Here is a 13,039-nt window from a genome sequence, read left to right on the forward strand (position 1 = left end):
CGCAATATGATCCTGGTTGCAGTGTTAGGATTCCCTAAAAACGTTGAGAGAACAGACTTTATGGCAGAAACACTCTCTGGACAAACCCCACTATTTGCTGGCAGCACCGGTGGCTTGCTCACTAAAGCACAAGTCGAAGAAAAGTACGCTATCACTTGGACTAGCCCGAAAGAGCAAGTTTTTGAATTGCCTACAGGTGGTGCTGCTACTATGCGGAAAGGTGAAAACCTGCTGTATATAGCTCGTAAAGAATATGGCATCTTTTTGGGCGGTCAGCAACTCCGGAAACTCAAAATCACAGATTATAAAGTTTACCGGATTTTACCTAACGGAGAAACCACTTTACTTCACCCAGCTGATGGTGTCTTCCCTGAAAAGGTAAATGAAGGTCGTGACAAAGTGCGTTATGTAGACCGTCGGATCGGACAAAACCCCAGTCCCTCCAAAGTTAAGTTTAGTGGTGTTACTACCTACGACGCTCCGTAACTAGATGTTAGTAGCTAATGGGTAATTAGTAATGGGTAATTGGTAAGTAAAAACCCATTACCCATTACCAATTACCAATTACCTTTGAAAAATAATGATGTTTCCGGATTTCTCCCAGTTTTCCACCCTAGCGCAACAAGGCAACTTCGTCCCGGTATATCAAGAATGGGTAGCGGACTTAGATACGCCTGTATCTGCTTGGTATAAAGTCTGTGCAGGCCAGCCCTATAGCTTTTTGTTGGAATCGATCGAAGGTGGGGAAAAACTGGGACGCTATAGTTTAGTGGGTTGCGATCCTCTGTGGGTTTTGGAGGCAAGGGGCGATCGCACGACTCAGAAAAACCGTGATGGTTCACAGGTCGTTTTTGCAGGCGACCCTTTTACAGCTTTAGCCGAATGTTTAGCACCTTTTCATCCAGTCAAGTTACCACAGCTACCGCCAGGAATTGGTGGTTTGTTTGGGTTTTGGGGCTATGAACTAATTCGCTGGATTGAGCCGCGTGTGCCAATTCATCCACCAGATGAGCGAAATATCCCTGATGGGTTATGGATGCAGGTAGACCATCTATTGATTTTTGACCAAGTGAAGCGGAAAATTTGGGCGATCGCTTATGCTGATTTACGCGATCCGAAAGTAGATTTGAAAGCAGCCTATCAACAAGCGTGCGATCGCGTCACCCAAATGCTCGAAAAGCTATCTCTACCACTATCGCCGCAAAAAACTAGATTGGAATGGAAACCGCCAGAGAGCAGGGGAGCAGGAGAGCAGGGGAGCAGAGAGACAGAGCACTATAAGAGCAATTTCACCCGCCCTGATTTTTGTGCCAGCGTCCAAAAAGCCAAAGACTACATTAAAGCAGGCGATATCTTCCAAGTAGTAATTTCCCAGCGATTATCAACAGCATATACAGGCGACCCATTTGCACTTTACCGCTCCCTACGCCAGATAAATCCTTCGCCTTACATGGCTTACTTTAACTTCCAAGATTGGCAAATCATCGGTTCCAGTCCAGAAGTAATGGTGAAAGCGGAAACTGATTCAGATGGTGGAGTGATAGCAACGGTACGCCCAATTGCCGGGACGCGTCCACGAGGTAAAACTACCCAGGAAGATACAGCCTTCGCAAAGGATTTACTCGAAGACCCCAAGGAAGTTGCCGAACATGTGATGCTTGTAGATTTAGGGCGGAATGATTTGGGGCGTGTTTGTCAAAATGGTAGCGTCAAAGTTGATGAATTAATGGTAGTTGAGCGCTACTCTCATGTGATGCATATAGTCAGCAATGTTGTCGGGAAATTAGCACTTGATAAAACAGCATGGGATTTGTTGAAAGCTTGCTTCCCAGCAGGTACTGTAAGCGGCGCACCCAAGATTAGGGCGATGGAAATTATTCACGAGTTAGAGTCTAGCCGTCGGGGTGTTTATTCTGGTGTGTATGGATATTACGATTTTGAAGGGCAATTAAATACTGCGATCGCAATTCGCACAATGGTAGTACATGATAATACGGTGAGTGTGCAAGCAGGTGCAGGTTTGGTGGCTGATTCTGAGCCAGAAAAAGAATACGAAGAGACCCTGAATAAAGCCAGAGGTTTATTAGAGGCGATTCGTTGTTTACGTTGAACTGGGGATTGGGGACTAGTACACTAATTCAGTAATTCTGGAAGAGTTCCTTAGACATAGTAAAGAAGGGAGTTTGGCTTCCCCAACCATTGGTTAAGAAATGGGACTAGTACAGGCGGAAGTTTTCCTGCCTTTAACAATGGGATTTTGCCCCTTGTCTGCCTGTATAGTTACTTTCGCCAATTAATTGCACACTGGTTTTTATTGGTTAATTGTAAAACCGGACTTGATATAAGTACAGTAACAGTTCGATTTGCTGTATGAGAATCTAGACCAGACTTTAAAAGTTGATTTATCAATATCCTTCTATTCTGGATCACATAGGTTTTACTTTGAACTGCAAGATGTTTGGAAACAATTTGTGCTACTTCTAAGCCCACATACCCACAATACCGTGACAAATTGGGAAGCTTTATAAATCCAATCAACATCAAACTTTTTCCAAAGCTAAACAGAGTTTTTTAAACGTATTTAAAAGAAGTCTTGGTATCTAAATCCAAGACTTCAGTTTAAATTACTACATACTAGAAATGAACAAACTTGCTCATCCCAATTGGCTGAAGTAAACTCCCCAAAAAATTCCAGTTACTCCAATAGCGATTAAGAGGTTAGTGAAAAACCTGCCGAATTCAATTTCTTGTCCCAGTCCTTTGTCGTCTTGACCGGCTGTGAAAAACAATGACCACGCTTGATTTGCATTAATGGTCTCAAAGTTGTTGAAGTTAGGTCTAAAAACGACTGGCCCAATCAAATCTTTTTTGGGGTAATCAAAATCAGTTTTCATAAGTTTGCCTCTAAATTGTTTTATTTGTCAACTGAAGAAAATTCGTAAATCTGAGGTGTCTTCTCTAAAGGGTGGTTAACCATCCAACCAAACCGTGTCCGGTGAAAACTTCCAAGGTTATGAGTGAGGCAAAACCAATCATTGCCAAACGACCATTGAGTTTTTCAGCATATTCAGTGAAGCCTGTCTGTGGGGTTTGATCAACATAAACTTTGGGTTCAGTCGCAAATCTGTTGAGTTGACCACGTTCGTCAATGGTAAAGCCTCTACTTGTTATCTTTTACTCCTTGCTTTTGCCATTTATAAACTAATGTTAAGCATTGTAAATATTATTTACAACTACTTGACATAAAAATAAAGGTAGTAAAAACCGTATCAAGTAAGTAGGGTATTTCGGATTTGTGCGAGAAGTCGCCGATGTCTACAATCGCCTTTTTGGTAACGCAATAGCTTCAATTAAGGATTGTTTTTGGAAATTTGATGCCTATAGAGACGTGCGATGTCTACGACGGGCTACACGCTCTTGGAAGTAAACACACAGAAAAGCACCAATTGCCCTTAATCTAACTTCAGCAAAAACTATCATTTGCATAAGTAGAAGTTATCAATCTATAGCTGAGAAGGTATTGCTTATTTGTAACGAACTTGTTATGTTTCTTTACATATAGTTACAAAAGCAACATCACTGCGTTAAACCACTGTTAAAGCTTTCTAAATAACTATGCAGTTGAGAGCGATGTCTACGACAGGCTGTCGCAAATACTGCTGAGTGCCTTTGTTAACAGCTAAACGCACTTCTCTTCCGTCTTTGCACATTCGATCGAACTGTAATTTTCTTTTTGGAATTTCTGCTATGTCTTTTACTATCCAGTCGGCTCAAAGCATTTTTCCCGGTACCCTAGTTGCTAATGTTGTTCCAACCGTTATCGAATCATTCTCTCAGCTCAATGCTGAAGATCAACTAGCATTACTCTGGTTTGCCTATACCGAGATGGGTAGAAGTATTACGGTTGCTGCTCCTGGTGCAGCCAACATGATCCTCGCGCAAGGCTTACTCGAACAAATTAAACAGATGCCTTTCGAGGCTCAAACGCAAGTCATGTACGATTTGGCTAACCGTGCTGACACTCCCCTCTGCCGCTCCTATGCATCCTTCACTGTAAACATCAAGTTGGGCTTCTGGTATCAGTTAGGAGAATGGATGGCTCAGGGAATCGTTGCTCCTATCCCAGAAGGCTACAAACTTTCTCCCAAAGCTGCTGACGTGTTGCAAGCCATCCGCAATGCTGATTCCGGTCAACAAATCACAATCTTACGCAATACCGTAATTAGCATGGGATTTGACCCGAATGCTCCCGGTAGTTACAAAAAAGTTTCAGAGCCTGTGGCTCCTCCCACAGCACCAGCATTTCGGACTAAAGTTACCATCGAGGGTATTAACAATCCTACGGTGCTGGGCTATATCAATAACATGAATGCCAATGACTTTGATGCTGCGGTTGCGCTGTTTCGCTCTGAAGGTGCCTTGCAACCCCCCTTTGAAAGACCGATTGTTGGTCAAGAGGCAATCCGCGCTTATATGCGTGAAGAATGCCAGGGATTGAAGATGATCCCAGAGCGTGGTGTATCGGAGCCAGTAGAAGATGGCTATACCCAGATTAAAGTTACCGGCAAAGTTCAAACTCCTTGGTTCGGTGCCAGTGTGGGGATGAATATTGCATGGCGGTTTTTGCTAGATCCCCAAGACAAAATCTTCTTCGTAGGGATTGACTTGCTTGCTTCTCCTAAAGAACTACTCAACCTAGTACGTAAGTAGAAGGCTAAGTTAGTCGCTGCTTAAGCGTGGATGAGTGAAAGAGCGTAGGGCGTAGCCCGTCGTAGACATCGCCACGCTTAAGCAAAAGAAACTTAATAATGGCTCATTTGGTATCGGCGATCTTGTAAAAGGCGCATTTGTGGACACAAAATGATGTAGCTTTAGTAGAGGCGATCGCAGATGAATAATATCTGTTAAAAGCTTCGGTTTTAATTAGTACGTTTTCACGCAAAACATACCCGATTAACTAGATATTTGACTATTCTTCAAGCGCGGTTGCGTTACTCATAACTGAAATTTCATTGTTTGCGATCGCCTAATCAGGATAAATTTATAGTTAATACTTATCTACTGGGCTTATTAGTACTAACAGTTACAGAATTATTTATATTTTTAGCAAGATGCCTTTGCAGTTTAAATAAGCAACACGTAAGTAATTTTAAGGTTGAATTAAAGGCATTGCCAAATCATAATATAATTGAGCAACGCCCTTAATTTGTTTTATTAAGCCTCGATAATCCAAAGTCAAGCTACACAATTATGCTTGGAATTTACTCAGGATATAAGGCAGAAGGTAGGAAATTAGAATTGGTTTTTAACTAGTGAACAAACCACTAATTAAGTAAAGGTAAAAATTGGCGAATTAACCCAATCGTCACTGCTGACAATTCCAACTGTGGTGTTAATCCCACATCTTCCAACTGTTGAAAAAATCGGATTGCTTGGGGATTCATTTCGGCAAGGCGGCGGCCAATTGAGGGCCCTGTGAATTCCGACCTTTTTCCCCAAATAATGGCGGTGGGAGTGGTCAACTGTTGAATGTAAAGAGATAAATCAAAGCATAAATCACCACGGACAAAGGACAGTGCTGCATACTCAGCATTAGGCTGTTGGGCTGATTGTAAATAAGCATCTACAATTTCTTGGTAGACTCGATTAGATTGAGCAAATTGCCGTTGCTCTAAGAAGCTACGAATACCCCCACTAGTGGCTACCCCAGTGCTGTAAAGTAAACGGTCAACAAGGGGAACGCTGATTAACTGGGCAAAAAAACTACGGGAGTAGTCTCCGCCAAAGTCGGAAAGTCCGGCAGGCGTAGTGAGAATTAAAGACTTGAATAAATCAGGATGATCTGAGGCTACTCGAATTGTAAAGGCTGCGGTCAAAGAAGAAGCGATCGCTGTTACTGGGCCGATACAAGTTTGCTCAATAAACTCCCGAATGGTGGATAAATAATCCTCAATCTTATAACTCCGTGCCGGGTGCTCAGACCTACCCCAACCGATTAAATCTGGTGCAATGACCCGATATTCAGCGGCAAAAGCCGGATAAACTTTCGACCACTCATAAGCAGAAGATCCACCACCAAAGCCGTGTAGGAACACTAAAGTTTCCCGATCATCTTTGGCAGTTACATTGTTCTGCCAAGGTGACCCAGCGGCAGTATAATATACCATTCTACCTAATGAGGTATTTATGGAGCGTTGTTCAAATCCTGGTGGTTGAAACATAAGTATTTTTTGTTAACTGTAGTAATCAGTTTGCACAAGTAACAGAATAGACTTTTAGATGGAGGGACACGGAGAGAGTATTTGATAATTTATCCGCTTCACCGCATCTTCATTTGGTCACCCCAGAATACTTAGCTATTTAGTTCAAACTCCCTACTTATTGTTATTATCGGCGAACCAATCACTTTAGGACTTCTCGCTATCGTCAGATTAAGTAGATATAAAATTATTGGATTACTTGTAAAGTTTTGGTGATTTTTTTCACAAAAAAAAGTAACTTAACGTTGTAACTACTGTTATACAAGGGTTTTTAGTGGTAGCGAGTATCACTACAGCGTGAATAAAACATAAGTTTTTATGGTAGTCTATCAAGAAACTCATAAATAATTTTGAGTGTCAAAAAGAGTGAAAACACTCATTTTAACAAGCTATTAATTCTAGCTTTACATGTAGAAACAATAGCTTTTGATGTATTACTAAATCTGATTATTCTCTAGGTAATGGTAAGGCGGGATGTCATGGTAAAGCAGGCTACTCTTCAATCAAATAAACTACCAACGATTGAAGAGGCTAAATTTGCGCTTGACAAGTTTAATATACAAAATAAAATTAAATCTTCAGATTGGGGGGAGCAGATTGAGTCAGGTATTGATGCTGCCACAGCCACTGTACCTACCTGTATTTGTTTAGACTTAGAAGACTTGAAGTGTTTTGAAGCAGTAGAGCACCAGTATGAACGCTGGGGAGTAATTTTTCACAATTCTCTAGCAATACAGCCATCAAATCCAGCATTTCCAGCCTATTCAGGGCTAACAGTCTTAATGGGAGCGCCTAAAAGCGGATTTTTAGAAGCTACTTTCTTGCGTCCGGTTAACTCAGTTAGCGCCTTTGTCACTAGTTCGCAACGACTAGTGCTTTCCGCCTACGATCGCGATCGGCAACTGCTTGGACAAACTGTACTACCAAGCGCTAATCTTGCCAATTCAGACTCGGCAATTTCCCCTAATACCTTACTATCTATAACTGTGAATAACATCTACAGCGTTACCTTCTGTGCTTTTGATGGTCAGTTCACTCTTGATAACTTTCGTTTTTGTCTTTAAACTAAAACGTTGAAAACTCAGTGACCAAATTAAGCTTACTTGCTCAGTCGGGGTATTCTTTTAGAGTATATTGATCATCAATTACACTCCAAGGCACTGCGAAAGTATGCAGCAATTGATCAACCAGATCCCCAACTGGAACTGGTCGCTTCCAAAATTCAAGATAGAAAGAAGTCCAAAGCAGCAAACATTTAAGCGCTTCTCTGGTCCTGGGGGTTTTCTTGGGTTCCTAACAATCGTCGTCGCCATGTTGTTGTGGAACTGGAAACTGCTATTGGCTCTCTTAATTGGCGTTGGGGTCATGGTATTGGTTTACTCAATGCAGGTGTGGGACTGGCAATTGCATTGGTCTAAGATACGTAGGTTCTTAAACAGTTCAAATCGTCGATTAGCCTTAGCAGTCATCAGTGGTGGTATTGCTACTGTCAGTACTTACATGGCAGCGGCAATTTGGGTTGACTCTCACAGTTCCTGGATTGCCGCTGGTGCTATTGTGCAAGGCGTTGGAACCCTGTTAACTTTAATTTTATTGGTATGGCAAATTGTCAACTTCTATGAAAATCGAGAAGAAGATAACCTCGATCAGTTGTTGGTAAATTTAACAGAAGAAGATCCATTGAAACGGTTGATTGCCCTACGTCAACTAACTAAATTTATCAGCCGGAAGAGAGTTGATTCTTCAGTGCAGCAAGATATTGTCGAATGCTTGCAGCTCCTACTGAGTCGAGAGGAGGAAGTTGTGATCCGAGAGGCAGCTTTTAAGAGTTTACAAGCCTACGATGACCTCCGGTCGGTCGGAGACCATCGCCTACAAGTTCTACCACTCAAAAAAGCAGCAACTTTTATACCCGTATCTGCAAAAGTCAAACACCACGTTTTTTAGTCCTTTGTTCTCTGTCCTTTGCAAATGACCAATGACTAATGACTATTTTCGAGATAGTCGTCCATTGCGAACTTGCACTACCGGATGATTGCATCGCCGCACCAATTGTTCATCGTGGGTGGTAACAATTACTGTAGCCCCAAAGGAATTTAACTTTTGGAGAATCTGGATCACTTGCCAGGAATTATCTGGATCGAGATTCCCAGTAGGCTCATCTGCCAACAGCAGTGGTGGTGTACCAACGATCGCACGGGCAATACTCACCCGCTGTTGCTCTCCACCAGACAGTTGATCTGGAAAGCAGTCAGCTTTACTCAGTAAACCCACCAACTTTAAAGTTGGTTCTAAACGTCGTTGAATTTCTTTACGGGTATACCCTTGAGCTTGCAGCACAAAAGTCACATTTTCAGCTACTGTCCGTTGGGTAATTAATTTGTAATCTTGAAACACAATACCAATCCGTCGCCGCAATAATGACAAGCGATCGCCCCGTAAACCCCCTACATCACATTCATCAACAATTACTTCTCCCTGTGTGGGTAACTCCTGGCCATACAACAGTTTCAATAGCGTTGATTTACCAGAACCACTTGGCCCTGTGATAAACAGAAATTCTCCCTTTTTTACCTCAAGGTTCGCATTCAATAAGGCGTGAGTGCCGTTAGCATAGGTCTTGGTTACAGATTGCAATTGTACCTTTGCGGTAGTATTGCTACCGTGCTGTTGAGTTTCACCGTCCTTTTTATGAAAAGATTTGTCTGTCTTAACTTGAGTTGTTAATACTGGCATTGTTAAATTTTCCTCATCCCCACAACCAAATCGCTTACGGGTTTAAATTTGACATTCTCCCCAAAATAAGAATTCCCAGGTTTCGCCTGGGAATTGAAAATTCAACAAAGACAATTTAAATTTTTTGAAGACTTTAATACTAACTCAGTAATAACACTGGCTCAACGCCCCGCTAACGCTAGCAGCACTTTTAACTAATTGCACCCCTTGCTGTCAAACGATAAACAAACGCTTTCACAGCAAACGCTGGTAAAGCCAACATCCGCCGCCAACGCCAAGGTTCTTGATAAAGCCGATACAACCATTCCAAATTATTATTTCCTAACCAGGCTGGAGCACGAGTTTTAGTTCCCGACCAAATATCAAAACTACCACCAACGCCAATCCAAATTGCTTGAGGACACAAATGGCGATTTTCGGCAATCCATAACTCTTGACGTGGCACGCCCAAACCGACAAAAATCACTTGTGGCTGTAATTGAGCCAGAGTTTGTCGTAATTGTGCTTCTTCTTCTGGAGAATGGTAGCCTGAGTGAGTGCCTACTATACTCAAATCTGGAATTTGCTGCTGCCAAAAATCTGCCGCAGTTGAAGCCACTCCAGGCGCTCCTCCATAGAAAAATACCTTTGCCCCTGTCTTCTGTTGCCCAAGTTCTTGCAAAAGTTTTTCTGCTAGTTCAATTCCCGGAAAACGCTGCACTTTTTGCCATAACAGCCACCGCAAATACAAAACAACTCCGGCTCCATCTGGAATCACTAGTTCAGCATTTTTAATGACCTGAGCTAGGGTTTGATTCTGCTCTGCTTGCATAGTCATTTCTGCATTGAGCGTTACTACATGAGTTCCTCTGCCTGCGTGGAGGCATTCTAACAACCAGCCTGGATAGTTAGCCATCACATGAACTGGTATTCCCAACACTGAAAATGCTTGATTGCCTTTAGACATAGCCTATTCTGGATTAGCCTCTCACACCAGATTTCCTTGAATGTTAAGTTTATCAAATTTTTTTATATTAGAACTTAGGCAAGAGGGATTCCCACTGCCCTTGTACTTGAGCTAAACCAGTCCAAATTCTATTGTTAAAGTTGTAATATTCACTCAGTATAAAACGCTCAACTCGCAACTCTGGTTCCGGGAACAGAAGCACCCACTATACTGCTTGCAGTTAGTGTGGGAGTATGTCACGAAACTCGACTTTCTGGTTAAGGTAGTGTAACGGGCTGAAGTTGGCTATGAGTAAAATTCGTATCGCTCTGATTGAAGATCATGACCTAACTCGTGTGGGTATTCGGACAGCACTACTGCAAAAGGATGAAATTGAAGTTGTAGGTGAAGCTGCCAATGCTACTGAGGGGTTAAAAATGTTAAAAATGGTACAACCAGATATTGCTATTGTAGATATCGGTTTACCAGATAAAGATGGCATTGAACTGACACGGGAGGTAAAATCTACTGCTAATGGGCAGCAGCTACTAACAAAGGTGTTAATTTTGACGCTGCGGGATAACAAAGAAGCTGTGTTGGCAGCTTTTGCCGCTGGTGCAGACTCTTACTGTATGAAGGATATCAAATTCGATAATTTGCTGGAAGCAGTGCGAGTCACTTACAATGGCAACGCCTGGATCGATCCGGCGATCGCTCGGATTGTATTACAACAAGCACAACAAAATCCCCAAAAGTTGGAATCAGCTTTTGTAGATACTAAGACTATTGCCTCTAACCCTGATTATGTCGATAATCTGGAAGGAATTCAACCTTACACCCTGACAGAAAGGGAGTTAGAAGTGTTACAGTTGATTGTCGAAGGTTGTAGTAATGCAGTAATTGCGGAAAGGCTTTACATAACTGTTGGGACTGTTAAAACTCACGTTCGCAATATTTTGAATAAGCTATGTGCCGATGACCGTACCCAAGCAGCAGTCCGCGCCTTGCGTTCTGGGTTGGTGGGGTAAGGTGAAATTCAGTGAACAGTGAACAGTTATCAAGGTTTGAAACACTGATAACTGATAACTGTTGAAAATGATTACTTATTAATTTTTTGTTGATTGTCAGGTGGGATAAATATTATATTATCTCGCCATTTAAATATGTAAAAAGTAAAGTCAAATATGGCTGAGATCGGGGTGGACAAACTCAAGCTCATGGTGGTAGATGATGAGCCAGATAACTTAGATTTACTCTACCGTACTTTTAGGCGAGATTTTCAAGTATATAAAGCCAATCATGCCTTTGGCGCTCTGGAAATCTTGGATCAATTTGGGGAAATGGCGGTGATTATTTCTGACCAAAGAATGCCAGAAATGAATGGCACCGAATTTTTTAGCCGCACCGTAGAACGCTTTCCAGACACGATTCGGATTTTGTTAACTGGTTTTACTGATGTCGAAGATTTGGTGGATGCAATTAACTCCGGTCAGGTATTCAAGTACATTACCAAACCCTGGAACCCTGAACGGCTTAGAGCGTTAGTTGAGCAAGCCACTGATACATATCGCCTAGTTAAGAAGCGCACGCAAGAGTTGCGTCGGGCCCTACGGCGAGAATCTTTGTTTAATGCGGTAACAACAGCAATTCGGGAATCTTTAGACTACGACAGTATGCTGCAAAAGATTGTAGCAACTCTTGGACAAACATTTGAAGCTACCAGTTGCTTGCTCAGACCAGTAGAGGGCGATCGTCTCACCCCAGACGAATTCTTATACCGCGATCCTCAATCCCGTGTATTAGATTGCTTCTTCGACCCCAGTATTTTAATTGAAAAAGTTCTCGAAACCCGTCATTATCAACTTGCTCAAGAAATATATGACGGCAACCCATGTCATCACCTGGTTGTGCCACTTAGCTATCAGCAACATCTGTTGGCTGTGCTGGCCCTCCACCAATGGGGACGCGATCGCCCCTGGCAAGATGAAGACATCCAACTGATTGCAGGTGTTGCCGAACAAGCAGCCTTAGCCCTCTCTCAAGCAAAACTCTACCAGCGCCTCCAAGAAAAGCAACAGCAGATTCACACCGAGTTAGAGGTGGCTCGCCAAATTCAATACAACTTGTTACGCCAAAGTTTACCTGACATCAAAGGTGTGAAGGTGCAAGCCTGTTGCTACCCTGCGCGGGAAGTAGGAGGCGATTTTTTTGAAGTGTTTGTCCATCCCAAAGGCGACTTGTGGTTGGCAGTGGGTGATGTCTCTGGCAAGGGTGTCCCAGCTGCTTTATTTATGGCTAGTATTATTTCAGTTTTGCGCCGAGAATTATCTCAAGAAGCACCAGCCGAGCCAAATGTGGTCATGCAGAACCTCAACCACGCTCTCAGTGAAGACTTGATTAGCAACAATTATTTCATCACCCTTGTCTTAGCCTGCTATACCCCTACTACTAAGGAACTCGTCTACACTAATGCCGGTCATATCTATCCACTGTTATGGTCACGCCAAGGTAATTTAGCCGACAATCCCAATTACCTCAAAGTTCGCAGTGTTCCTTTGGGAATCTTGCCTAAGTGGCAGGCACAGTCAGGTCGTTTGGTTCTTGCTGCTGGAGACACATTGTTACTGGCCAGCGATGGAATTACAGAAGCAATGGTATCAAGTGATTGTGATTTAACAGTCAAAACCGGGTCTGGCGTTGACCCAGTTAACCGTTCTATGCTGAATCAAGATGGTCTTTGGCAACTCTTGCAACAAGAGCAACAACCGCTTTCTCTTAACCATTTACTAGCTCGCATCCAGGCAGATAACCACGTTCAAGAAGATGATCAAACTATACTTTCACTGGAGATTTTGTAAGTAATGAAAAGTGAGCTTCATGTACCAAGTGACTTGAATTTTCTGAATATTGTCGAAAACTGGTTGCTGGGATGTTTGAAAATCCAGCTAGGAGAATCTGTGGACTGGTCACGGCAATCAAGCCGTTTGAGACCTGGTTGACTGACAAAACTCAAGTAGAATAGCAATATGACTTGACCCGAAACTCTCTTTCGTACTGCCTTTGAGCCTGTTTTTTAGAAGCAATAGCAGGTTCTGGATCAGGAGTACCAAAAAGCTGC

At 42.6% G+C, this 13,039-nt stretch carries 12 protein-coding genes and 1 pseudogene; 8 read left to right on the forward strand and 5 right to left on the reverse strand.

Features of this window, described 5'->3' with window-relative positions; translation table 11 throughout:
* Positions 1 to 60: 60 nt before the first annotated feature.
* On the forward strand, positions 61 to 486 hold the full coding sequence (locus H6G92_RS29680; protein ID WP_190899181.1) for a photosystem I reaction center subunit II PsaD: 426 nt from the start codon (positions 61 to 63) through the stop codon (positions 484 to 486).
* 94 nt (positions 487 to 580) lie between these two features.
* Positions 581 to 2,110, forward strand: a complete 1,530-nt coding sequence (gene trpE, locus H6G92_RS29685) for an anthranilate synthase component I (protein WP_190899183.1) — start codon at positions 581 to 583, stop codon at positions 2,108 to 2,110.
* Positions 2,111 to 2,654: 544 nt separating this feature from the next.
* Here trpE and H6G92_RS29690 read toward each other — a convergent pair.
* Both H6G92_RS29690 and H6G92_RS39780 read right to left on the reverse strand, forming a co-directional pair.
* Positions 2,655 to 2,894 (reverse strand): hypothetical protein, encoded by a 240-nt coding sequence (locus tag H6G92_RS29690; protein ID WP_190899185.1) that lies wholly within the window; start codon positions 2,892 to 2,894, stop codon positions 2,655 to 2,657.
* 64 nt (positions 2,895 to 2,958) lie between these two features.
* Positions 2,959 to 3,171, reverse strand: coding sequence for a high light inducible protein (locus H6G92_RS39780; RefSeq protein ID WP_313890008.1), 213 nt, complete (start codon positions 3,169 to 3,171; stop codon positions 2,959 to 2,961).
* A gap of 576 nt (positions 3,172 to 3,747) precedes the next feature.
* Between H6G92_RS39780 and H6G92_RS29695 the strand changes: the two genes are divergently transcribed.
* The gene (locus H6G92_RS29695; RefSeq protein ID WP_190899187.1) at positions 3,748 to 4,710 is read left to right on the forward strand and encodes an orange carotenoid protein N-terminal domain-containing protein; all 963 of its coding nucleotides are present in this window, start codon (positions 3,748 to 3,750) and stop codon (positions 4,708 to 4,710) included.
* Between the two features lie 614 nt (positions 4,711 to 5,324).
* Here H6G92_RS29695 and H6G92_RS29700 read toward each other — a convergent pair.
* Positions 5,325 to 6,221 carry an alpha/beta fold hydrolase gene (locus H6G92_RS29700; protein WP_190899189.1) on the reverse strand — a complete coding sequence of 299 codons (897 nt, stop codon included), beginning with the start codon at positions 6,219 to 6,221 and terminating at the stop codon, positions 5,325 to 5,327.
* Positions 6,222 to 6,739: 518 nt separating this feature from the next.
* Between H6G92_RS29700 and H6G92_RS29705 the strand changes: the two genes are divergently transcribed.
* Positions 6,740 to 7,324, forward strand: a complete 585-nt coding sequence (locus H6G92_RS29705) for a hypothetical protein (RefSeq protein ID WP_190899191.1) — start codon at positions 6,740 to 6,742, stop codon at positions 7,322 to 7,324.
* A 106-nt stretch (positions 7,325 to 7,430) separates the two neighbouring features.
* The gene (locus H6G92_RS29710) at positions 7,431 to 8,207 is read left to right on the forward strand and encodes an armadillo-type fold-containing protein (RefSeq protein ID WP_190899193.1); all 777 of its coding nucleotides are present in this window, start codon (positions 7,431 to 7,433) and stop codon (positions 8,205 to 8,207) included.
* A gap of 42 nt (positions 8,208 to 8,249) precedes the next feature.
* Here H6G92_RS29710 and ftsE read toward each other — a convergent pair whose 3' ends face one another.
* Together ftsE and H6G92_RS29720 are read right to left on the reverse strand one after the other, a co-directional pair.
* A complete protein-coding gene (ftsE, locus tag H6G92_RS29715; RefSeq protein ID WP_190899195.1) occupies positions 8,250 to 8,996 on the reverse strand; it encodes a cell division ATP-binding protein FtsE in 747 nt (248 codons plus the stop codon).
* A 190-nt stretch (positions 8,997 to 9,186) separates the two neighbouring features.
* Entirely contained in the window at positions 9,187 to 9,942 is a 756-nt protein-coding gene (locus tag H6G92_RS29720; protein WP_190899197.1) for a WecB/TagA/CpsF family glycosyltransferase, read from the reverse strand.
* Between the two features lie 287 nt (positions 9,943 to 10,229).
* On the opposite strand from H6G92_RS29720, the gene H6G92_RS29725 reads away from it, so the two are divergent.
* The 3 genes and pseudogenes from H6G92_RS29725 to H6G92_RS29735 all read left to right on the forward strand — a co-directional run.
* Complete coding sequence (locus H6G92_RS29725; RefSeq protein ID WP_190899199.1) at positions 10,230 to 10,949, forward strand: response regulator transcription factor; 720 nt, start codon at positions 10,230 to 10,232, stop codon at positions 10,947 to 10,949.
* A gap of 156 nt (positions 10,950 to 11,105) precedes the next feature.
* Positions 11,106 to 12,779, forward strand: a complete 1,674-nt coding sequence (locus H6G92_RS29730) for a SpoIIE family protein phosphatase (protein ID WP_190899201.1) — start codon at positions 11,106 to 11,108, stop codon at positions 12,777 to 12,779.
* 3 nt (positions 12,780 to 12,782) lie between these two features.
* Positions 12,783 to 12,911, forward strand: a pseudogene (locus tag H6G92_RS29735) (ATP-binding protein); the annotation flags it as partial.
* Positions 12,912 to 13,039 lie beyond the last annotated feature (128 nt).

The sequence above is a fragment of the Nostoc foliaceum FACHB-393 genome (assembly GCF_014698505.1).
In the GTDB taxonomy this organism is placed as follows: Bacteria; Cyanobacteriota; Cyanobacteriia; order Cyanobacteriales; family Nostocaceae; genus Nostoc; species Nostoc foliaceum_A.

Bases quoted from the DNA above. Each gene is read 5' to 3' on its own strand.
- H6G92_RS29730 (WP_190899201.1), top strand. From the start codon at position 11,106: ATGGCTGAGATCGGGGTGGACAAACTCAAGCTCATGGTGGTAGATGAT.
- H6G92_RS29720 (WP_190899197.1), bottom strand. From the start codon at position 9,942: ATGTCTAAAGGCAATCAAGCATTTTCAGTGTTGGGAATACCAGTTCAT.
- H6G92_RS29705 (WP_190899191.1), top strand. From the start codon at position 6,740: ATGGTAAAGCAGGCTACTCTTCAATCAAATAAACTACCAACGATTGAA.
- H6G92_RS29700 (WP_190899189.1), bottom strand. From the start codon at position 6,221: ATGTTTCAACCACCAGGATTTGAACAACGCTCCATAAATACCTCATTA.
- H6G92_RS29695 (WP_190899187.1), top strand. From the start codon at position 3,748: ATGTCTTTTACTATCCAGTCGGCTCAAAGCATTTTTCCCGGTACCCTA.
- H6G92_RS29690 (WP_190899185.1), bottom strand. From the start codon at position 2,894: ATGAAAACTGATTTTGATTACCCCAAAAAAGATTTGATTGGGCCAGTC.
- H6G92_RS29725 (WP_190899199.1), top strand. From the start codon at position 10,230: ATGAGTAAAATTCGTATCGCTCTGATTGAAGATCATGACCTAACTCGT.
- H6G92_RS29710 (WP_190899193.1), top strand. From the start codon at position 7,431: ATGCAGCAATTGATCAACCAGATCCCCAACTGGAACTGGTCGCTTCCA.
- ftsE (WP_190899195.1), bottom strand. From the start codon at position 8,996: ATGCCAGTATTAACAACTCAAGTTAAGACAGACAAATCTTTTCATAAA.
- H6G92_RS29680 (WP_190899181.1), top strand. From the start codon at position 61: ATGGCAGAAACACTCTCTGGACAAACCCCACTATTTGCTGGCAGCACC.
- trpE (WP_190899183.1), top strand. From the start codon at position 581: ATGATGTTTCCGGATTTCTCCCAGTTTTCCACCCTAGCGCAACAAGGC.